This is a genomic window from Natrinema ejinorense, assembly GCF_002494345.1.
Lineage (GTDB): Archaea > Halobacteriota > Halobacteria > Halobacteriales > Natrialbaceae > Natrinema > Natrinema longum.
Genome location: NZ_NXNI01000001.1, coordinates 869,571 through 889,285, shown reverse-complemented (window position 1 = coordinate 889,285; position 19,715 = coordinate 869,571). Strand labels below are relative to the sequence as shown.

Sequence of the window (19,715 nt, the reverse complement as noted above, 5' to 3'; positions counted from 1 at the left end):
CTGGGCGGACACCTTCTCCCAGCAACACTTCGTGGAACATTTAACGCCGACCCGCGACAGGTTCGGTATGGACATCCGCCGGCTCGCACGAGGAACCGTCGAGTGGAGCCGTATCGAGCGTGTGGTCCGCACGCTGGCGGATCGCTACGACCGCGAGTGCGTCCGCGTCGAGTTCCTCGAGGCCGATAACTGGCTCTCGACGCCGTGTGTGATCGACGACGAGTGGTTCGTCAAGATCGTCTCCCGGCAGAACGCCCTGGTCCACGCGGTGTTGACGACCGGCCGGAACGTCGGCGCGTTCTCCTCCGGGACGGAGGGCTTTTTCGATCGGTTCGACACGCCCCGCGAGATGGTCGAACACGAGTACGAGGCGACCGAGCGCATGCAGGAGATCGGCCTCAACGCACCACGGCCGATCGACGCCTTCGAGGTCAACGGGCTCGGCGTGCTCGTCCTCGAGTACCTCCCGGAGTTTCGATCGCTCGACGACGTGCCCGACGACCTCGTCGTCCAGCGCGCCCCGGAGTTGTTCGCCATGCTCGCGACCCTCCACGAACACGGGCTGGCCCACGGCGACCTGCGGGCGGAGAACATCCTGCTCTGTAACGACGAGTTCTACTTCATCGACGCGACCAGCGTCCACGACGACCGGGTCGACGAGACGACCGCGTACGACCTGGCCTGTGCCCTCGCCGTTCTCGAGCCCCGGATCGGACCACGGGAGGCCGTCGACGCGGCCGCGACGGCCTACGATCCCTCACACTTGCTCTCGGCACGGGAGTTCCTCGATTTCGTCCGGCTCCGCCCCGATCACGAGTTCGACTCGACGACGCTTCGCAGCGAACTCGAGAAGGCGGCCGACCTGAGCGGGGAGTAAGTGAGCCGATCGCGACGGACGGGCGGACCGGTGAGGGGACCGAACCGACGACGGAGGAGATGACGGAAGCGGGCGCAGAGCGCCACGAGGACCTGTCCGACCCGCTGCCGGAGGGAGAGCGGACGGTTACCGAGGAGCGCGGGGAGAACGAGGACCGCTGATACGGTTTGCTGTCCCGACGTCCCGGTGGGACCGCAGGGCGGTCGCGGTCCCACCGGCACTGACGGACAGGAGACCGTCTGACACACCCCGCTCTGCAGGCCGAGGACGACAACCGTTCGGCTCGTGGGCGGCCAGGGTTCGCCACCCCTCCTGCCGATTGGAACGGCGGTCGCGACGCGTCGGCTGCGAGACTGGGACCCTTGCAGTCGTCGATCGGGGGTCCGTAACGACCGGAGGAAGGGTGTGCCGTTCGCCCTCGAGTCCCGCGTTAGGCCTCGAAGAGGTCGTCGACCGCGCGTCGCGCCGCGAGTGCGGCGTCGTCGGCGACCCGTTCGGGGTCGGCGTCGTCCTCCTCGGGCGCATTGAGGTAGACGTCGACCTCGAGGACGCCGTCCTCGAAGACGACGGTGACGTCGTAATCGCGGACGTCGGACTGCTTGTACTGTGAAAAAATAACGCCCTCAGCAGCGTCGGCGGCCGTCCGAACGACGGTCTCGTCCGACGGCTCGTCGGTCGACATTTATGCGCCGCCAGCGCCCGGGCCGCCGGGGCCGGCCGGGCCGCCGCCCATGCCGCCGCCGAGGAGGTCCTCGAGCTCGTCCTGCAGGCTCTCGAACTGGTCCTGAACGCGGTCTTCCTGTTTCTCGAGGGTCTCGAGGCGGATCTCGAGGGAGTCGACCTTGTCCTCGAGGTCTTCCTCGGCCTGGTCGTAGTCGGTCTCGACGAGGAGTTCGCCGACGTTTCGGTACATGGTCGTTCCCTCGTCGATGTTCTCGAGTTCGTCGAGGGCGTTCTGGGCCTCGGTGAGACTCGATTCGGCTTCCTGTTTCTGGACGGCGACTTCCTGTGCCGTCTCCTGAAGGTCCTGTAGCTGCTCGATTTTCTCCTGTGCTTCCGGTGGCAGGTTTCCTTGCATATCTCGACCGTCGCCCTCCGGACTGATAAAGCCAAGCTTTGTCTTCCGTCCCGGCGGTTCGGACTCCTATCCGCGTCCGTCCGTCGTGACCGCCTCGTCGCCGGCCGTCGGCGTCACCGCGCTGTCGGTTCGGATCACGAGATACCCGCCACCGAGGAAGAGCACTCCCCAGAGCAAGAAGAGCACGTCCCAGAGGACGATCGGTCCCGGTCCGGCGGGCCAGACGTGGTGAATCCCGAGCAGCTGATGGTTCACCAGTCCTTCGACGAGGTTGAAGACGCCCCACCCCATGATCACTGCTCCCAGCAACGTCCGACCGGAGTTCGGAACCGGGTGGAACCGCCACGCTCGAGAGAGCAACACGACACCGATGATCGTGAACAGGTACGTCGCGAGGTGAAAGAGCCCGTCGGCCACCACGTTGAGCTCGAGGTCGGTCGCGACGCTTGCCGCCGGATAGGACGAGAGCATGTGATGGAGCTGCAGGATCTGGTGAAAGACGATTCCGTCGAAGAAGCCGCCGAGACCGACGCCGAGTGCGAGGCCGGCGATCACCAGCGGCTTCGCGTCCCGTTGCAGTCCGAGCCACGGCCCGTCCCGTTCGGCCATACGGCGGATTCGGCGACGACGATGAAGACCGCGTTGCCTGCCGGTACAGGGCTGCTCGAGCCACTCGCTACTGGGAATCGAGAATACCGACACCCACGTCGGCGGTCCGCTCCGCGACGTCGACCAGCGAAAACCAGGTGTTCAGCGCCGCTCGCAGCGCGATCACGTCGTCGGCGTCGATGTCGACGACCACACGTGTGCCCTCCCGCTCGATGGTCGTTCGCGAGCGCTCGTCGTCGATTTCGCCGATTTCGCGGGCGACGCTCGCGGCGACGAGTCGGGCACGTGACGCGGTCTCGTAGTCGAACTCGAGGGTCGCGTCGTGAGAAGCCACGCTGGTTACTGGACGTCGACTTCCTTCACGTCGCGGCTGCGTTCTTTCAGGAGTACGCGGTGACCACAGTAGGGACAGCGGACGCCGCCGTACTCGTCGAGCTGGACGTCGCGTTTACAGCGAGAACATTTATAACTCATACTGGGTATCGGAACGCGTTATTCGTCGTCCTCTGAGAGGGCAGCGCGGATCGAGCGCTGGACGGTGCGGCCCGCGGGGGTTTCCGGACGGTACGCGCCGCCGGTAAAGACTTCGCCGGTCTCCTCGTTCTTCCAGATGCCGGTCCCGACGCGTGTCACGTCGTCGCCGTCGACCTCGGCGTTTTCCATGTCGTCTTCGATCTCGCTGACGCGACGTCGTGCGACGCGGCCGTAGCGAGCACCGAAACGGCCTGCGCTACCGACCTGTCCTTTCTTGGCCATAGTACTCCCCTCTATCGGCAGCGGATTCTTAAACCTGTTGAGTCACGGCAGTCTCCACAGCCGATCGTCCATCGTCACGACCCGCCGATCCGTGCGGCGACCGGCCACGCGAGCAGTTCCATGAAAACGAGGGCGAGCGCGGCGAGGTATCCAGCGATCGCAAGCGGTGCGGCGAGCAGTCCCGTCCCGAAGCCCGTCATCGCGATCAGCGTCCGGGCGAGGAGACCGCTGACCGCCAACAGCGGGATCAGCGTCAGGACGGCGTCCGGTCGCTCGAGCATGGCTAATTATATCTAATTACAGCCGGCCCGTTAAGCTTGGGACAACCAGCAGGAACTGACACTTCCATCGGGCCGACACAATATTTGCCTCGAGAATCCCCCGACCGCGAAACCGTCACGGATAGCCGGACCTTACTGAAATTCCGCGTCCGCGAGCACGTCGTTGAGATCCTCGCGGATCCGTTCGCCCATCTCCCGATCGCGGGCGGTCGTCACGACGCGGTTTTCCTGGACGCTCGAGCCGTTCCGGAGGAGCATGCGCACGTTGCCGCCGTCGTCAGCGCGGGTCACCTTCGCTCGCATGCCCGATTGGGATCCCTTCCCGCCGGCGTCGATGGGGCCGGGAATCACCTTCTTGACGTGGGGGTGGTCCGCGACGGCGTGGATGGCCCGCATTCCCGTCCGGCCGCCGATGAGCGTCGAGTGACTGCCGCTGATCTTCTCGGCCGGCGGCGTCTCGACGACGTCGAGCGCCCGATTCCCGCGGCGCTCGAGGACCGCCGTCACGGGATCGTCGTCGTCGACGCGATAGAAGGGGTAATGAACGTCTTTCCGAACCGCTCGAATCACGTCCCGCGTCCCGCCGGCGTAGACCTCTTCGGGCCGCTTGCGCCGGATCTCGTCGCCGATCAGGCCCGCGAAGTTCCGGAGTTCGATCGGCTCGTTCTCGCCGTCCTCCGGGGTCGTCGTGATCGTCGTCCGACCGAGAACCTGCTCGTCGGCATCCCCCGCTCCGGGGTCGTCGGACTCGCCGGCGAGCATCGTGATGGTCGCCCTGTCGCGTGCCGCCTCGAGGACGATCGCCTCGGTGTTTTCCTCCCGGCAGACCAGACAGAAGTCGCCGGGTTTCTCGAGGGGCGATGCGCAGTGACGACACTCCATAGCGGAGGTTGGGGAGAGGGATGTAAAACAGGCCTGTTTCCGACCGGGTCCGAGATTCGACGCGCGTTCGGTGGTCGAACCGACGCGGACCCGTTTCAGGAGCCGTTCCCACCCACGGTCGTCTCGTCGGTCCACGTGTTTCCGTCGGCGTCAGTCGCAGTGGCGACGATCCGATAGGCCGAGAGCCGACTGTTTCCTTGGGTACTCACGGTCACGGTCCCGCCACCGGGCGGAACCGAAGCCGAATCGAGGCTCCGCCCAGTGGTTGGATTTCGGAGTTGGAGGTCGACGGAATCGACTGTTCCGTCGGGAGCGACCGTCTCGAGGGTAACGTCGTACCTGTCCTGGCCGCTGTTGCCGGTGGCGACGACGTCGGTGATCGTCACGCTTGGCTCGGAGCCAGGTCCAGAGCTCCCACCGTCCCCGGACCCACCGCCGGTATTTGGCCCGCCGTCGCGATCCATCACACGGATCTCGAACGAGGTTTCCCGAGACGGGCCGTCGCCGATGCGCAGCGTCGGCTCGACGTCTCGAGTCCCGTCGACATCGTCGGGGGCGTCGTAGACGAACGTCGCCCGCCCCTCCGCGTCGGTGACGGAATCGACGGCTCGGACGGTGCCGTCGCCGCTGACGCTTCCGGTCACGTGAACGCCGCTGACTGGGTTATCGAATCGGTCGCGGGCTTCGACGACGAGTCGCTGGCGACCGCTCTCCGGGATGGCCGTCGCGTTTCCCTCGATGTCCGTGAGGTACGCCGCGTCCACGTCGCCGACCCCGCTACCGAGCGCGACGGCCCCGAGCCGAAGTTCGTAGGTCGCCCCCTGCTCGAGCGTCAGGGTCAACTGTCCGCAAGGGTCGGGCGGCGCTTGCTGACAGTCGATCGCCGTCACGTACCGGTCGTCGTCGGGATCGCCCGCCGGATCGAGTTCGTCCGCGAGCAGGGTCTTCCATTCGTCGGCCGGAAGACGGGTCGGGATCGTCAGCGTGATCGGCTCGTTCCCGTCGTCGACCGTGACCGTCCGCGTCGGGGCACTGGTCGGTTCGATATCGATCGAGACGTCGTCCGGCCGTGAGACGGAGCGTTCGCCCGCGAGCGCGACGAACTCGATCCGCCGACCGTCGACGAGATCCTGCTCGGCCCGTGTCGCTGCCGTCTCGTCGAAGCGATCGTAGACGACCCACGGTTCGGCTACCGTCACCGGTGCGTTCCCGTACTCGTTGTAGTCGGGGACGTACTCGAGCGATCGCGTTTCGAAGGTTCGTGGCGTCCCGTTCCAGTAATCGCCGGTCTCGCCGGCTGCAGTTGCGTTGGCGATCTCGATCATCCGGGGGTCGGTCGTCCGAACCGTTCCGGCGGCCGGTGGTGGGTTGACGAAGAACAGTCGGGGCGGGTAGCGCAGCCCACTCTCGATCGAAACCGTTTCGCTCGTTCCGGTCGCGGCCACTCGATCGCTCCGCCGGTCGACGGCCCCGACGTCCGTCTGGACGCGCTCGTTGTGCTGGAACTCGAGGCCCTCGTTGAGAGCGGGGATCGCAGTCGTCTGGAGGAGCGCGAGCAGCGCAAGCAGGAGTGCGAACATGAGAATCGCGCCGATGACCGGCGAGACGGCGCGGTCCGTCTCGTGGTACTCCCCGTTTCGTCCGGAACGGAACCGCTCGGTCAGTGACGGGTTTCCATCGGCACGCGCCGCCGACGGGGTGTCGTTCGCCGGTCGATCGGTGGCGTTGGATCCGAACATGGTTACACCAACAGGAAGAACGCGACGACCGTGAGAACGACCAGTCCCAGCCCGTATTTGAGGCCGCTGAGGACATCGTTCTCGGCCAGTTTGCCGGCGATCAACCCGCTCCCGAACCCCTGAACGAGCGCCGAGTGCAAGAAGAGGAGTTCGTAGGTTTCGACCGGGATCGAACCCAGCGAAACGGGGCTTTCGGCGGCCGTCGTCTCGGAGTCGGCGGCCAGTTCAGCGATCGGGGTGAGATAGCTCGCACTCACCATGACGATGACCAGCAGATAGACGAGAAATCCGATGACTACGATGGCGACGTAGGAGCCGACCTCCCGCCGCCGTGCACGGGCGAGTTTCGCCTGGGCTCTGGTGTTCGCGGCCGCGATTTCGAGCAGGCCATGCAGGTCGCCACTCGAGCGGCTTCCCTCCGCGATCAGCGTCATCGTTCTGGTCAACTGCGGGACGTTCAGCCGGTCGGCGAACGCCAGCAAGGCCCCGGTCAGATCGTGGTTCCACGCCACGTCGTTGCGCACTCGCCGGAGTTCCTCCGCCAGCGTCCCGCTTGCCCACCGGGTGACCAGTTCGAAGCCGTCGACGATACCGACGCCCATCTGGTTCGCGCTGGCGAGGATACTCAACACGTCGGGGAACCGCTCAGTGATGAGTTCGGTCCGTCGGCGTTCGCGCTCGTGGAGAATCATCAGCGGGGTGGTCGCCGTCACGAGCGGGGCGACGACGAGCCCTGTAGTCGTGGGAAGCGGGGCACCGAGAAACGCCGAGACGGTCGGCTCGACGAATCCGCCCCAGATCCCGAGGCCGGCAACGGCGATCCCTGCGGGTATCGTCACACCCAGCGATAGCACGGGACGGCGACGGATCGCACGGGACGGATCCGAGAGAAACGCCCGGAGACCGGTCTCTCGTTTCGACTGCTGGTAGGGCGGGAATCGCGGGTCGTCAGCGATCTGCTCGGTCTCGATAGTCCGCTCTCCGTCGGCCGCGAGACTGGCAGTCGGTTCCTCGTACGGACGCGAAAGTAGATCGACGACGAGCAAGAACCCGACCATCGCCAGCGGAAAGACGACGTAGACGAGACCCGCGATCAGTTCCACCGTCTCCGCCCCGAGAAAGCTCACCACCATCAGGATGACGATGAGAAAGAGCGGGGTCGCCACGAACGCGACGACGAACACCTCGCTGAGCGTGCCGAGCGTCTCGATGAACGACGCCTGCTCTTCGAGCGCGTTATCGAGGGCCCCCTCGGACTCCTCCTCGAGAAACGTCTCGAGATCGCCGCCCGATTCGAGGACGCCGAGCAGGTCGTCGAGAAATCGCCGAAACTCGTCGCTGGGCGTGAGCGTGCGGACGTTGTCCAGTGCCTGTAATACGTCGTTGCCGAACAGGTCGATCTCACGGACGACGACGTCGAATTCGTTCGCGACCTCGCCGTAGACCTCTTCGCTGTCTCCGAGGCGGCGACAGACTTCGACGACGTTCATCCCGCCACTCGAGAGCGCGTACATGAACGTGACCGCGTACGGCAGATTGAGCGCGATACTGCGTCGCCGGGCCGCGACGACGCTTCGTGGATAGTAGTAGTTCCGCCCGACCCAGACGGCACCACCAGCAACGAGCGACCAGAACAGGGGGACGAACAGCGCCCCGGCGAGCAGCGGGTTCGTCAGGAACGCATCGCGTGCCCGGCCGGAAAACGCGAACAGTGGCTCTAGCGCGTCGAGCCGCCCCGTGACTCCCAGTACGACGAGGACGATATTGGCCGCGATCCCCGCGACGACCGCGGCGATCACCGCAAATCTGGCGCTGTCGGTCAGGTACTCGTCGTAGGTGTCCCGAACGCGAGCCTGCTTGAGCCGCCGCTGGAGGCCTCGATACCGTTCGGGACGTGACTTGAAGAACGTCCGCGTCCGGCCGTACGCCTCCCGGAGTGCGAGTCGCTCTTCCCTGCCGAGTTGTCGTTCGTCGACGAGCGGCTGGCTGAGTGTCTCCTCCGGTTCCGGCTCCGTGTCGGACAGCTCGGGTCCCCGTTCCCCGCCCTCGCCATCGAACGGGCGGTGTGAATCGCTGCCGAACGGGATGGATGGGCCGTCGGCGATGGCATCCTCGAGGACGGCTTCAGCCGTCTCTTCGTCGAGGCCCCGCCCGCCGAGCGGGGAGTCCTCGGAGTCGTGGTCGGTCACGGTCAGTCATCGGCCTCCATCACTGCGATCTCGTCGGGATCGAGGTCGCCGGCGCGAACTTCTTCCAGGATGGACTCGGGATCGCGGATGAATCCCTGGATGACGCGTGCGACGCTCTCGTAGTCGGTGATGCCCGACTCGAGGAGGTACTCGAGGACGGTCCGACGGTGCTCCAGTTCCCGTTCGACTCGGCCGGACGTCCAGCCTCGTCTGTCGGCGATTTCGCCGAGGACGTTCGATTCGGCGACCCGCTCGAAGCCGTCCCTCTGGGGATCGTACTGGAACACCCTGTGTGGGTCGAGTTCGCCCGCAGCGTCTTGATCGCTGGCGAACTCGACGAGTCGTCTGTTGCGGCGAACGCGCTTGTCGTTCTGGGTCGTCTGTTGCTGGATGGAGACGATGTCGAGATTGCCGATCATCCCCGTGGGGACGTTCAGCGGTTCGTTTTGCAGGCGACTCAACAACCCGCGAACGGAGTCGGCGTGGAACGTCGTATAGGCAGTGTGGCCGGTCGCGATCGACTGGAAGAACGTGAGCGCGACGTCGCTTTCCGTTCGAATCTCGCCGATAACGAGATATTCCGGCCGCTGGCGCAACGCGGCCTGTAGTAGATCGAACATTCCGACCGAGCCCCGCCCCCCGGCGGTGACGCCCTCTCGGGTGACGCTTTGAATCCAGTTGTCGTGGGGGAGCGTGAGTTCCGGCGTATCCTCGATGGACACGACTTTGCTCTCGGGTGGGACGAACATCGAGACGGCGTTGAGGCTCGTCGTCTTCCCCGATCCGGTTCCCCCGGCGAACATGAGCGAGGCGTTGTTCTCGATGGCCAGCCAGAGGTACGCCATCTGCTCGAGGGAGAACGTGCCCCAGTTGACGAGGTCGATCGGGGTAAAGGGGACCTCGGCGAACTTTCGGACGGTGAAGTTCGCGCCGCCGGTCGTCACCTCGCCACCGAGGGTGAGCTGGACACGCGACCCGTCCGGCAACGAGGCGTCGACCAGCGGATCGGCCACCGAGAGGTGTTTGCCGGCTCGCTGGGCGAGTCGCACGACGTACGCGCTCAACCGTTCGTCGCTAAAGGAGAGGTTCGTCCGCAGGTCGCGGTAGCCGTGATGGTAGACGAAGACCGGCCTGGCCGCTCCGTCACACGAGATGTCCTCGACGGCCCGGTCGCGCATGATCGGGTCGACCTTCCCGTAGCTCACGAAGTCCCGGCGAAGGTAGTAGCGGAGTTGCTGCAACGGGCCGTCGCCGACGGTGGCGGCGTGCTCGCGCATGACTCGGGGAACCTCCTCGTCGAAGGCGACCGCCCTGTCGATCTCCCCGTCGAACTCCTTGTACATGAGATCGCTTCGAAGCGATCGAATCAGGTCCTCGCGGACGTACTCTTCGAACTCGTCGAGGGCCGGTTCGACGACGTGATACCGGTTGGTGTTGGTCGACTCGTCGTACAGTATCGTGACGTACGCGTACGGTCGGTTTACCCAGTATCGGTCGACTTCTTCGTACTCCTCGAGATAGCTGAAATCGAAGAATTGCTCCTCGATGTACGCATCGGAGGGGCGGCCGGGGAACGCGTCGTCCGGTCGGTCGTCGAAGGACGCTCGCACGTCGGCGAGGACGGCGTCTCTGATCGCTTCCATCGACTGCGAGTCGGATGGGGGGATACCCGACGTCGGCTCCGGCTCGTCATCGCGTGCCGTCGTTTCGTCGTTGGTCCGTGCGACGACGAAATCGGTGTCGTCCTCGAGGGTCGTCGCTGGCCCGACGCCGCTCGGTGGACTCGAGGGGGCCTGACCCCGATTGTCGTCATCATCGGGATGATTGCCGTCCGCCATCGATCGATTGCCTGTCCCTTGTGAGGCGATTCCCTAAACGTTGCCTGCTCCTGAACTGACAGAATCCCGTGATCGACAGGCGTTACAGAACGTCGCCGAGAATCCGCCGAACCGGCTCCGTGTCGACGACGTCGTAGGGTACCCTGAGCGGGGAAACCGACACCGCCTCCTCGAGGAGGGCGTGCCGATCGGTGTCCTCGTCGTCGGGAATGTCCCGGTTTGCCATCTGCTGCCAGAGCCGGTTGGTCAACTCGAACCCGCCGTTCTCGAACGCGGCGTCCATCTCGTAGACCTCCGTCGGGCGCGTGATCGCGACGCCGTTTGGCTCGCAGTCCGGCCGCGGGACGTTCACGTTCAGGTAGTCGACGCGGTCGAACAGACCGGTCCCGGCCGCCCCACCGACGAGCGCGGCGGCGATCTCGCCCGCTCGCTCGAAGTCCGTCGGCTCGAGGGCCACGTCGTAGCCAAGCGTATCCATCGAGACGGCGATCGACGGCGTCCCAAGGAAGGCCGCCTCCATGGCGGCGCTGACGGTCCCCGATCGGGAGAAGACGTAGGCACCGAGGTTCGCACCCGAGTTACAGCCCGAGACGACGATATCGGGTGCCGGCTCGAGGGCCTTGGCCCCGACGATGGCACAGTCACAGGGCGTGCCATCGATCGCGTAGCCGAGTTCGTGGTCGGTGTGGGGGACCGCTGCGGTGAACGAGTCCGCTGCCAGGTCCAGCGAGAGGTCGTCGTCGGTCGACGACCCAGTTCGGCCATACGAGAGCGACCGACCCACCGCACTGCGGTTTCGGTCGGGCGCGACGACCGTGACCGTCCCGACCGCCGAGAGCGCGTCGTGCAGCGCCCGGATACCGGGCGCGTCGATCCCATCGTCGTTCGTCAGGAGAATGTGGGGGTCCGAGTCCAGTTCCATTGCCTAGTCGTTCGATAGCGGGCGAGCTACGTATGGGTTCGGTTCCGTGGGGTCCGCTACGAGGGAGTGTCGGCTGCGTCGGCGAGTTTCGTCCCACAGGCCGAACAGCACCGCGCCCCCTCGGAGACCACCGCATCACGGTCGGGACAGACGACGCCCTCGGTTCGGTCGGGACCGGTCTCGAGGTCGTCGCCACAGGCCGGACAGTACGCGGCCGACGACGGAACGGCCGCGCCACACGACGGACAGCCGTCGGCGTCGTCCCAGAGAACGCGACGCTCGGATTTCGAGACGCATAGTAGCCACTGAAACGATTTCCACACTGACCGCAACGCCATCATGCGGTCAGTGTGCCTTGACTTTCAGTGGCTACTATAGTTGTACGCACCCCAGGCGACGTTGCCTAGCCCCATCGAGAACCAGACGGTGAGGACGGCGACCAGGACGTGTGAGAGTACCGACCCGAACTCGCGGTCGACCAGTACGACCCGATCCGGCGTCTCCTCTTCGATCGTCCACCCCTGGGCGACGAGGTCGTCGATCTCCCGCTGCAGGCGTTTGCTGTGCATACGTGTGAGAGGACTCGAGGGAGCAAAAGGCTGTCAGCGAACTCGGGTGACCGCCATCGCACCCATTTATACGCTCGACAACCATTCAGGGACTATGATCGGATTCGGAGAGGCGGGCCTCGCAGTTGGGGTGATCGCACAGGCTGCTCCTGGCGTGGACATCGATATCGGTACGACCGGCGGACTCCTCGGGGGCGCGATCGGGGCCTTTCTGACCACGCTGGTCGTCGGCGCGATCCTGGTCGCCGTCGGTCCCGAGTATACCGAGCGAATGATGGGCGACGTTCTCGAGGAGCCGATCGGCTCGTTCCTCTACGGGCTCGCGTCGCTGCTCGGGATCGGCCTGCTGATACTGCTCCTTCTCGTCACGATCGTCGGGATCGTCGTGGCGATTCCGCTATTCCTGCTGGCGTATCTGGTGTGGGCGATCGGCGGCGCGATCGCGTATCTCGCCATCGCCGATCGGCTCGTCGGGCGCAACGACGAGTGGCTCACGCAACTGCTGGTCGCCGCGGCGATAAGCGGCGCGCTCGCAGTCACGGGCGTCGGCGGCGTTCTCGCGATCTGTATCGGTGCCGCGGGCTTCGGTGCGGTGCTTCGAGACGTGCTCGAGTGAGCGTGTGGGATCAATGCAGGCGCGCCGATACCCGGTCGATTACTGGGCTGTGCGAGACGCCCATCGCGCGGTACATCCGCCCTTGCACGAGAATCGAGACGAGCATCCCGCAGGCGAGGATCGTCGGATACCAGGTCGTCGGGAGGCCGTTCCAGTGGAGCCACGACGCGCTGGCGATACCGCCGACGGTGAACGCGATCGAACTGACGAGGTGGAGCCTCGAGACCAGCGGTTCGCGCGCTCGTCGTTCGGTGGGATAGATGCGCTGTTCGGCCAGCCCCAGCAACCCCTGAACGACGTACAGAGCGGACAGAACCAACGAGAACTGTTCGAACATACGGGTTGGCTATTCGTGACAGTCGTATAACTATTTCGCCGCTTGCTTCCCAGCAGTTCCGCCGAGGGGCGAGCGGGTCGTCGGCGTCACCACGGCAGATACCGCCGAACCCGAGCCACCAGCGACGGCTCGTGACGGACGCGGAGCGTGGTTCCCTCGGCGTCGAACACCGCCTCGGTCGCGGGAATCCGTTCGCCGTCCGGGAGGAGAACGGACTGCTCGCCGGCCGGAACCGTTCCGCCGCTGCTCGCACGGAACAGCGACCGCGAGCGTCCCGTCGGCTCCGGGACGGGCTCGCTGTACTCGATTTCGTACACCGTCGCTCCATCGACGGTCGTCTTCTGCCAGTCGACGATCTCGCGGGTCTCGTCCGTCCCGATCATACTCGAGGATTCGGTCGCTGCCGCGGATATGCAGTACTCATCTCGTTCAGCCAGTGGTTGTGACGACACTCGACGTATTAGTTCTCCGGTGAATCGATCTGGCGGTGTTCAGATAAGGATGAAGGATGAGGCGGTTCGTTTTCTGAGTGATCTATGCCCGAAAACGACCGCCTCAACGGTTGTTTAGACGAGATCAACTTAGAGTTTGTTGAACGAGAAGCGACACCGCGATTGCTGATGAAGCTCAGTATTCAACTGCACCTCGCTGGACTTTCGCTTTCGAATACTGTCTCTGTTCTTGAGGTATTCGGTGTCAAACGCGCTCGGTCTACTGTTCACAATTGGGTACACAAGGCCGATCTACAGCCCGAATCTGGCCGGTGTCCGGATCACGTTGCGGTTGACGAGACCGTGATCCGACTGAACGATGAGCAGTATTGGCTGTACGCCGCAATCGATCCAGAGACAAACGAATTGCTCCATACAAAGCTTGAACCGACAACAACGAAGGTTCTCGCTCATTCGTTTCTTACGGAACTATCCGAGAAACACAACGTCTCTGACGCCGTGTTTCTCGTTGATGGGTCGCACTCGTTACAAGATGCATGTCAGCGCCACGGCTTCGATTTCAGATACGAAAAGCATGGAAATCGAAATGCTGTTGAACGTGTCTTTAGAGAGATAAAACGACGAACACTCTGCTTCTCAAACTGCTTCAGCAACGCCGAAGCAGAAACTGCCGACGACTGGCTCAGATCGTTCAGCTTCGCATGGAATCAGCTTATCTGAACACTACCCATTTCATTTTGCCATCGTTAATCACCGTCAACAACACTATCACGTCGAATTCACCGTTTGGGATAATAGTGGGGAAATTCTCATCGACGGAGACGTAGATATTGCCTCTCGACCACCCGGTGATGGAGAGTATACTGCCTTGGACTTCCCTGATTTCACGCGAGTCACGAATGGTGACACTCCGAATAATCTATTCTTCCACATTCGTCATCCAGACGCTCCGTCCTCAAGCGACTCAGCAATGGAGTTCCGTGGCAGTAAATGCTAACTCTAATTTTCCCATAGTAAATTAAAGAGTTATTTTGATATTTCTCACACCTACTTTCAGCATAAGTTTACAGACTTGTCCAAAATACGTTCGTGCCCGAAGTGTATCACCATATCACTGTTTGAGAGTGCAGAATACGGCCTCAGCGATTGAGCGAGTGTTTTCCGTTGAGGCTAATACAATAGTTAGCGATCCGCTGTCACCGAAGGTAATCCCAGTAGCACTTACTGGTCTATCTTTGGCGTTACCGAAGTTCGGAGCCGAAGGCGAGACCGCATATTATAGGGAAAGGTAAAAATCAATGTACCACATCGTTTTACTTTCACTTCGGTCACGGAACCCCTTTAGGGTCGGCTCGCCAACGACTGGCCAATGACGCGGGTTATCCATACGGGCGATACCCACATCGGGTACCAGCAGTACAATTCGCCCGACAGACGACAGGACTTCCTCGAGGCCTTCCGCTCGGTCGTCGAGGACGCGGTCGCCGACGACGTCGACGCGGTGATCCACGCCGGCGACCTCTTTCACGACCGGCGGCCGGGACTCGTCGACCTCCAAGGGACCGTCGACATCCTCCGGACGCTCGCGGACGCCGACATCCCCTTCCTCGCCGTCGTGGGCAACCACGAGTCGAAACGCGACGCCCAGTGGCTCGACCTCTTCGCGGACCTCGGACTGGCGACGCGTCTCGGTGCCGAGCCGATCCTCGTGGACGACACCGCCTTCTACGGCCTCGACTTCGTCCCCCGCTCGCGCCGGGACGACCTCACCTACGACTTCGACGCGCTGCCGGAGACGGCTGCCCACGCGAGTCTGGTGAGCCACGGCCTCTTCGAGCCCTTCGCACACGCCGACTGGGACACCGAAACCGTCCTCGCGGAGTCGACGGTCGATTTCGACGCCGTCCTGCTGGGGGACAACCACAAGCCGGATACCGCGGAGGTGCGTGACACGTGGGTCACCTACTGCGGGTCGACCGAGCGCGCCAGCGCCAGCGAGCGCGAGGACCGGGGCTACAATCTCGTGGACTTCGAGGACGACGAGGTCACGATCAGTCGCCGGGGCCTCTCCTCGACCCGCGAGTTCGTCTTCGTCGACGTCGAACTCGCGGACGGCGAGGGCATCGATCGCGTGCAGGAACGCGTCCGCCAGCACGACCTCGCGGACGCGGTCGTCATCGTCACCGTCGAGGACGAGGGCCGACCGATCGCCCCGGCGGCCATCGAGGAACTCGCGATCGACCGCGGAGCCCTCGTCGCCCGCGTCAACGACCGCCGGGACCTCCCCGACGAGGACGAGGACGTATCGGTGAGCTTCGCCAACCCGGACGACGCCGTCCGCGAACGGATACGCGAGATGGGGCTGAGCAACGCCGCCCTCGAGATCGACGAGACCGTCCGGAGCGACGACCTCGCCGATTCGAACGTCCGCGACGCCGTCGAACGGCGAGTCCGGGAGCTACTCGAGGACGACGAGTCGGCGTTCGAGCCCGCACCGGAGCGCGAACCCGGCGACGAGGACGTGACGACGGTTGCCGACCAGCTCGCCGAGGAGACCGCAGCCAACGGTGGCACGGATCCGGTCGACGCAGCCGACGCCGACCGATCGGCGGACACTGCTGGCAGCGAAGAACCGAACGCCGACGGCCCCGTGGAACCGACCGAGGACGACGCGGCCACCGGGTCGGCCGACGACGCCGACGACGCGGACGCCGACACCGCCTCGCTGGGTGATTTCGCGTGAGGGTCGACCGCGTCCGCCTGCTGAACTTCAAGTGCTACGGCGACGCCGACCTCACGCTCGAGCGCGGCGTCACCGTCGTCCACGGCGTCAACGGCAGCGGGAAGTCGACGCTGCTCGAGGCGGTCTTCTTCGCGCTCTACGGCTCGAAAGCGCTCGACGACCGAACGCTCGACGACGTGATCACGACCGGCGAGGAGGAGGCGGCGGTCGAACTCTGGTTCACCCACGACGGCCGCGAGTACCACGTCGAGCGACGGCTCAAACTGCGCGGCGACCGCGCGACGACGACGAAGTGCGTCCTCGAGACGCCGACGGAGACGATCGAAGGTGCCCGCGACGTTCGTCGGGAGGTGACCCAGCTCCTGCGGATGGACGCCGAGGCGTTCGTCAACTGCGCGTACGTCCGCCAGGGCGAGGTCAACAAGCTCATCCACGCCTCGCCGAGCGACCGCCAGGACATGATCGACGACCTCCTCCAACTGGGCGCACTCGAGGACTACCGGGAACGAGCCAGCGAGGCGCGCCTCGGCGTCAAGAACGTCCTCGACGGTCAGCGGGAGGTCCTCGAAAACGTCCGACAAAAGGTTCAGGAGAAAGAAGAGAAGGACCTCCACGAGCGGCTGAACGGCCTGGAGTCTCGGCGCACCGACGTCGTGGCGGAGATCGACCATTACGAGACACAGCGCGAGCAGGCCCAGGAAACCCTGGAGACTGCCGTGGACGTCCTCGAGCGCCACGAGGAGACCCGCGAGGAGATCGCGGCGCTCGAGACCGAGATCGAGGATCTGCGCTCGAAGATCAGCGAGACCGAGCGCAAGCGCGACGAGGCCGGCGACGAGATCAGCGAGATTCGAAACCGGCGCGAGGAACTCGCAGACGAGCGTGCCGATCTTCTCGAGGCCGTCGACCTCGAGAGCGACGACCCCGACGAAGCGGTGACTCAGGACCGCATCGACGAACTCGAGGACCGCGACGAAGCGCTCCGGGACGAACTCGAGGACGTCCGCGTGACGATCACCGAAGGGAACAACGAGGTCGAGCGACTCCGCGAGGAGGCCGACGACCTCGAGAGGGACGCCGAGGAGACCCGGGAGGAAGCCGATGCGCTCGAAGAGCAGATCGAGGCCGACGAGGAAGCGATCGCGGATCGCGAGGCGAAACTCGACGACCTCGCGGACGACATCGACGCCGCGCGGGCGACGTTCGACGATGCGCCGGTCGAGTTCGGCGCGGCCGAATCGCACCTCGAGGACCTCGAGACCGAGCGCGACGAACTGGTGTCGGAGATCAACGACGTCACCGCCGATATCCGGACCGCCGAGAACGCGATCGAGGAGGGCGAACGACTGCTCGAGGAGGGGAAGTGTCCGGAGTGTGGCCAGCCGGTCGAGGACTCACCGCACGTGGACGTCCTGACCGATCGCCGGGAGGAACTCGCCGACCTCGAGGCCGAGGCCGAAGCGCTCGAGGACCAGCGCGACGAGATAGACGAGCGGATCGAACGCGCCGAGGGCCTGCGGGAGGCCGAGCGGCGGGTCGACCGCCTCGAGGAGAACCGCGACAACATCGAACAGCTACTCGCGGAGAAGCGCGAGAGCCTCGCGGACCGCCGCGACCAGCGCGATCAGCTCCGCGAAGACGCCGAGGAGTACGAGGCCGAGGCCGAAGAGAAACGGGCTGCAGCCGCGGAACGCGAAGACGAGGTCGCCGGCGCGCGGGCGGACCTCGGGGAGATCAACACCGAGCGAGGGACGATCAAAGAGACGCTCGAGACGCTCGAGCGCATTTCGGAGATCACCGACGAGCAGACCGCTCTCGAGACCGAGATCGGGAACCTCCGCGAGCGGCGAGCGGACTGGGAGACGATGAACGACGAGCGCCGCGAGACGCTGTCCGATAAGCGCGACCGCAAGCGCGACCTCGAATCGGAGTTCGACGAGGACCGCGTCGAAACCGCTCGGGAGGACAAGGACAACGCCGAGCAGTACATCGAGAAGGTCGACGGGAAACTCGAGGAGCTCGAGGACCAGCGCGGCGAGATCCAGAACGCGATCGGTGCCGCCGAGAACGAACTCGAGGAACTCGAGGACCGACGCGAGGAACTCGAGTCCGTCGAGGATCGCTGTGACCTGCTCGAATCCCTCTACGAGGAAGCCGAGAGCCTCCAGACCACGTACGGCGACCTGCGGGCGGAGCTGCGCCAGCACAACGTCGAGACCCTAGAGCGACTGCTCAACGAAACGTTCGAGCTGGTCTATCAGAACGACTCCTATGCGGCGATCGATCTCGACGGCGACTACCGGCTGACCGTGTATCAGAAAGACGGCGAGGCGCTCGAGCCCGAACAGCTCTCCGGCGGCGAACGAGCGCTGTTCAACCTCAGCCTGCGGTGTGCGATCTACCGACTGCTCGCCGAGGGGGTCGACGGATCGGCGCCCATGCCGCCGCTGATTCTCGACGAGCCGACGGTGTTTCTCGATTCGGGTCACGTGACCCAACTCGTCTCGCTAATCGAGTCGATGCGCGATCTCGGCGTCGAACAGATCGTCGTCGTCAGCCACGACGAGGAACTCGTCGGCGCGGCCGACTCGCTCGTCCGCGTCGAGAAAGACGCCACGTCGAACCGGTCGCGACTCGAGCGCGGCGAGCCGCCGGAAGCGGAGCTGCTGGCGTCGGACTGACGGGGAGAGCGTCGGCGTCGCTGCCGAACTGCGGGTCGGAACTCAGTCGGTGTCCGCCGGCCCGTCGTTCGACGGTTCGATTTCCGGTCGAATCGTCTCGAGTGCGCGTTCGCAGTCCTCGGTGACCCCGTACCCGCGTTCGCCGGCGATGTCGGCTTCTTCGAGCAGTCCGGCCGCGGAGAGAACCGTCAGTCGGCCGTGGAGGTCGCTCTCGCAGAACTGATAGGCGTCGAGCAGGGTACGGACGCCGAGCGGCCCCCGTTCGGAGAGTTCGATCAACAGGCCAAGCGTCTCCTCGTCGTGGACGTTGGTCAGCAACGTCAGGACCGGGTCGGACACGGTTCCAGCGGCCGTCTCGAGCGCCGACTCGCCGTCGACGGCCTCGAGGCGGTCGTTCTGAACGTAACACTCGTTGCCGGTTTCGGGATCACGGACGAGACTCGCGTTGTCCGATCGTCTGAGAAGCAGGTATCGTCTGCCGGTGTCGTCCTCGACTGTTTTCATAGGCGATGGGTCGGTCGGGTAGCTACTCTTGTGTACCGTCCCGTGAAGGTGTTTCGGCCGATCCCTCCGGAGCCGACTCGGTCGGTTCCGTGTTCTCGGAACCGTCGTCAGCGGCGGTATCGGTTCCGGAACCGTCAGTACCGGCAGTGGTGCCGTGGTCGCCCGCCTGAAACCGCCTGTATCGTCGACCGGCGAGACCGAGCAAAACGAGTCCACCACCGACGAGGGGTCCCCCACGGGTCAGGTTCCCCTCGAAGGCCAGGATCAACAGACCGAGCGAGACGAGCAACACGGCGGCGTTGAGCACCACCACCAGCACCCAGAAGGTCTGGAGGATCTCGTCGGGAACGTCCATTTCGCCGGTCGAAACGGTTGGCGCCTCGACCGGGTTCGTGAGTTCGCCCAGGTCGTCGTCCGGATCGTCGTCCTCCATCGAGACCTGTGGAATCGTCAACGAGTCGCTCTCGGGATCGTAGAACTCCTCCTCTGGGTCCCACTCCTCGGGCTCGTTCTCGGTCCGGTCGAATACCACGTTCGAGACGATGCCCAGCGGAAGGAAAAACGTTCGCTTCGCGAGTGCCGTTTCGTCCGGACTCCTGTCAGTCAGTGTCGTCCCAGCCCCACAGCGGTCGCGGGTGCGAC

Annotated in this window: 23 protein-coding genes; 5 read left to right on the top strand and 18 right to left on the bottom strand. The window is 64.6% G+C overall.

From position 1 onward, the window contains the following. Positions 1-67 precede the first annotated feature (67 nt). Positions 68-877, top strand: a complete 810-nt coding sequence (locus CP557_RS04505; protein WP_097378805.1) for an RIO1 family regulatory kinase/ATPase domain-containing protein — start codon at positions 68-70, stop codon at positions 875-877. Between the two features lie 430 nt (positions 878-1,307). Here the strand turns inward: CP557_RS04505 and CP557_RS04500 are convergent, their stop codons facing one another. The 14 genes from CP557_RS04500 to CP557_RS23380 all read right to left on the bottom strand — a co-directional run bounded on the left by CP557_RS04500 (position 1,308) and on the right by CP557_RS23380 (position 11,740). Further along, complete coding sequence (locus CP557_RS04500) at positions 1,308-1,559, bottom strand: DUF3194 domain-containing protein (protein WP_097378804.1); 252 nt, start codon at positions 1,557-1,559, stop codon at positions 1,308-1,310. Next, a complete protein-coding gene (locus CP557_RS04495; protein WP_097378803.1) occupies positions 1,560-1,955 on the bottom strand; it encodes a prefoldin subunit beta in 396 nt (131 codons plus the stop codon). Between the two features lie 66 nt (positions 1,956-2,021). After that, a complete protein-coding gene (locus CP557_RS04490; protein ID WP_097378802.1) occupies positions 2,022-2,564 on the bottom strand; it encodes a DUF2243 domain-containing protein in 543 nt (180 codons plus the stop codon). A 67-nt stretch (positions 2,565-2,631) separates the two neighbouring features. Continuing rightward, positions 2,632-2,898: a KEOPS complex subunit Pcc1 gene (locus CP557_RS04485; RefSeq protein WP_097378801.1), complete on the bottom strand. Its 267-nt coding sequence runs from the start codon at positions 2,896-2,898 to the stop codon at positions 2,632-2,634. A gap of 5 nt (positions 2,899-2,903) precedes the next feature. Further along, the gene (locus CP557_RS04480) at positions 2,904-3,038 is read right to left on the bottom strand and encodes a DNA-directed RNA polymerase subunit P (protein WP_006181151.1); all 135 of its coding nucleotides are present in this window, start codon (positions 3,036-3,038) and stop codon (positions 2,904-2,906) included. Between the two features lie 18 nt (positions 3,039-3,056). Next, on the bottom strand, positions 3,057-3,320 hold the full coding sequence (locus CP557_RS04475) for an eL43 family ribosomal protein (RefSeq protein ID WP_097378800.1): 264 nt from the start codon (positions 3,318-3,320) through the stop codon (positions 3,057-3,059). Between the two features lie 74 nt (positions 3,321-3,394). Then, the gene (locus CP557_RS04470; RefSeq protein WP_097378799.1) at positions 3,395-3,601 is read right to left on the bottom strand and encodes a hypothetical protein; all 207 of its coding nucleotides are present in this window, start codon (positions 3,599-3,601) and stop codon (positions 3,395-3,397) included. Positions 3,602-3,733: 132 nt separating this feature from the next. Next, positions 3,734-4,483 carry a DUF2103 domain-containing protein gene (locus CP557_RS04465; RefSeq protein WP_097381529.1) on the bottom strand — a complete coding sequence of 250 codons (750 nt, stop codon included), beginning with the start codon at positions 4,481-4,483 and terminating at the stop codon, positions 3,734-3,736. Between the two features lie 95 nt (positions 4,484-4,578). After that, positions 4,579-6,222: an Ig-like domain-containing protein gene (locus CP557_RS04460; protein WP_097378798.1), complete on the bottom strand. Its 1,644-nt coding sequence runs from the start codon at positions 6,220-6,222 to the stop codon at positions 4,579-4,581. A 2-nt stretch (positions 6,223-6,224) separates the two neighbouring features. Beyond that, entirely contained in the window at positions 6,225-8,411 is a 2,187-nt protein-coding gene (locus CP557_RS04455; protein WP_245852903.1) for a type II secretion system F family protein, read from the bottom strand. A 2-nt stretch (positions 8,412-8,413) separates the two neighbouring features. Next, positions 8,414-10,249, bottom strand: a complete 1,836-nt coding sequence (locus CP557_RS04450; RefSeq protein ID WP_097378796.1) for a type II/IV secretion system ATPase subunit — start codon at positions 10,247-10,249, stop codon at positions 8,414-8,416. Between the two features lie 82 nt (positions 10,250-10,331). Then, positions 10,332-11,171 (bottom strand): 5'/3'-nucleotidase SurE, encoded by an 840-nt coding sequence (surE, locus tag CP557_RS04445; RefSeq protein ID WP_097378795.1) that lies wholly within the window; start codon positions 11,169-11,171, stop codon positions 10,332-10,334. Positions 11,172-11,227: 56 nt separating this feature from the next. Beyond that, entirely contained in the window at positions 11,228-11,494 is a 267-nt protein-coding gene (locus tag CP557_RS23385; RefSeq protein WP_342746468.1) for a zinc ribbon domain-containing protein, read from the bottom strand. Between the two features lie 39 nt (positions 11,495-11,533). Further along, the gene (locus CP557_RS23380) at positions 11,534-11,740 is read right to left on the bottom strand and encodes a hypothetical protein (RefSeq protein ID WP_342746467.1); all 207 of its coding nucleotides are present in this window, start codon (positions 11,738-11,740) and stop codon (positions 11,534-11,536) included. A gap of 94 nt (positions 11,741-11,834) precedes the next feature. Here CP557_RS23380 and CP557_RS04435 point away from each other — a divergent pair, with 94 nt between their 5' ends. Continuing rightward, positions 11,835-12,356 carry a hypothetical protein gene (locus tag CP557_RS04435; RefSeq protein ID WP_097378794.1) on the top strand — a complete coding sequence of 174 codons (522 nt, stop codon included), beginning with the start codon at positions 11,835-11,837 and terminating at the stop codon, positions 12,354-12,356. 10 nt (positions 12,357-12,366) lie between these two features. Here CP557_RS04435 and CP557_RS04430 read toward each other — a convergent pair whose 3' ends face one another. Beyond that, positions 12,367-12,693 carry a hypothetical protein gene (locus CP557_RS04430; RefSeq protein ID WP_097378793.1) on the bottom strand — a complete coding sequence of 109 codons (327 nt, stop codon included), beginning with the start codon at positions 12,691-12,693 and terminating at the stop codon, positions 12,367-12,369. A gap of 86 nt (positions 12,694-12,779) precedes the next feature. Continuing rightward, positions 12,780-13,076: a hypothetical protein gene (locus CP557_RS04425; RefSeq protein WP_097378792.1), complete on the bottom strand. Its 297-nt coding sequence runs from the start codon at positions 13,074-13,076 to the stop codon at positions 12,780-12,782. 153 nt (positions 13,077-13,229) lie between these two features. On the opposite strand from CP557_RS04425, the gene CP557_RS04420 reads away from it, so the two are divergent. The 3 genes from CP557_RS04420 (at position 13,230) to rad50 (ending at position 18,569) form a co-directional block, all read left to right on the top strand. Further along, positions 13,230-13,865, top strand: coding sequence for an IS6 family transposase (locus CP557_RS04420; protein ID WP_097378791.1), 636 nt, complete (start codon positions 13,230-13,232; stop codon positions 13,863-13,865). A 649-nt stretch (positions 13,866-14,514) separates the two neighbouring features. After that, the gene (mre11, locus tag CP557_RS04415) at positions 14,515-15,888 is read left to right on the top strand and encodes a DNA double-strand break repair protein Mre11 (protein ID WP_097378790.1); all 1,374 of its coding nucleotides are present in this window, start codon (positions 14,515-14,517) and stop codon (positions 15,886-15,888) included. Beyond that, positions 15,885-18,569, top strand: a complete 2,685-nt coding sequence (rad50, locus tag CP557_RS04410; protein WP_097378789.1) for a DNA double-strand break repair ATPase Rad50 — start codon at positions 15,885-15,887, stop codon at positions 18,567-18,569. Before mre11 ends, rad50 begins: the two co-directional genes overlap by 4 nt. A 42-nt stretch (positions 18,570-18,611) precedes the next feature. Here rad50 and CP557_RS04405 read toward each other — a convergent pair whose 3' ends face one another. Then, positions 18,612-19,073 (bottom strand): DUF7346 family protein, encoded by a 462-nt coding sequence (locus tag CP557_RS04405; RefSeq protein ID WP_097378788.1) that lies wholly within the window; start codon positions 19,071-19,073, stop codon positions 18,612-18,614. Between the two features lie 22 nt (positions 19,074-19,095). Further along, positions 19,096-19,605: a DUF7322 domain-containing protein gene (locus tag CP557_RS04400; protein ID WP_211290174.1), complete on the bottom strand. Its 510-nt coding sequence runs from the start codon at positions 19,603-19,605 to the stop codon at positions 19,096-19,098. Between the last annotated feature and the right edge of the window lie 110 nt (positions 19,606-19,715).

Bases quoted from the DNA above. Each gene is read 5' to 3' on its own strand.
- CP557_RS04505 (WP_097378805.1), top strand. From the start codon at position 68: ATGGACATCCGCCGGCTCGCACGAGGAACCGTCGAGTGGAGCCGTATC.
- CP557_RS04500 (WP_097378804.1), bottom strand. From the start codon at position 1,559: ATGTCGACCGACGAGCCGTCGGACGAGACCGTCGTTCGGACGGCCGCC.
- CP557_RS04495 (WP_097378803.1), bottom strand. From the start codon at position 1,955: ATGCAAGGAAACCTGCCACCGGAAGCACAGGAGAAAATCGAGCAGCTA.
- CP557_RS04490 (WP_097378802.1), bottom strand. From the start codon at position 2,564: ATGGCCGAACGGGACGGGCCGTGGCTCGGACTGCAACGGGACGCGAAG.
- CP557_RS04480 (WP_006181151.1), bottom strand. From the start codon at position 3,038: ATGAGTTATAAATGTTCTCGCTGTAAACGCGACGTCCAGCTCGACGAG.
- CP557_RS04475 (WP_097378800.1), bottom strand. From the start codon at position 3,320: ATGGCCAAGAAAGGACAGGTCGGTAGCGCAGGCCGTTTCGGTGCTCGC.
- CP557_RS04470 (WP_097378799.1), bottom strand. From the start codon at position 3,601: ATGCTCGAGCGACCGGACGCCGTCCTGACGCTGATCCCGCTGTTGGCG.
- CP557_RS04465 (WP_097381529.1), bottom strand. From the start codon at position 4,483: ATGGAGTGTCGTCACTGCGCATCGCCCCTCGAGAAACCCGGCGACTTC.
- CP557_RS04460 (WP_097378798.1), bottom strand. From the start codon at position 6,222: ATGTTCGGATCCAACGCCACCGATCGACCGGCGAACGACACCCCGTCG.
- CP557_RS04450 (WP_097378796.1), bottom strand. From the start codon at position 10,249: ATGGCGGACGGCAATCATCCCGATGATGACGACAATCGGGGTCAGGCC.
- surE (WP_097378795.1), bottom strand. From the start codon at position 11,171: ATGGAACTGGACTCGGACCCCCACATTCTCCTGACGAACGACGATGGG.
- CP557_RS23380 (WP_342746467.1), bottom strand. From the start codon at position 11,740: ATGCACAGCAAACGCCTGCAGCGGGAGATCGACGACCTCGTCGCCCAG.
- CP557_RS04435 (WP_097378794.1), top strand. From the start codon at position 11,835: ATGATCGGATTCGGAGAGGCGGGCCTCGCAGTTGGGGTGATCGCACAG.
- CP557_RS04430 (WP_097378793.1), bottom strand. From the start codon at position 12,693: ATGTTCGAACAGTTCTCGTTGGTTCTGTCCGCTCTGTACGTCGTTCAG.
- CP557_RS04425 (WP_097378792.1), bottom strand. From the start codon at position 13,076: ATGATCGGGACGGACGAGACCCGCGAGATCGTCGACTGGCAGAAGACG.
- CP557_RS04420 (WP_097378791.1), top strand. From the start codon at position 13,230: ATGCCCGAAAACGACCGCCTCAACGGTTGTTTAGACGAGATCAACTTA.
- mre11 (WP_097378790.1), top strand. From the start codon at position 14,515: ATGACGCGGGTTATCCATACGGGCGATACCCACATCGGGTACCAGCAG.
- CP557_RS04405 (WP_097378788.1), bottom strand. From the start codon at position 19,073: ATGAAAACAGTCGAGGACGACACCGGCAGACGATACCTGCTTCTCAGA.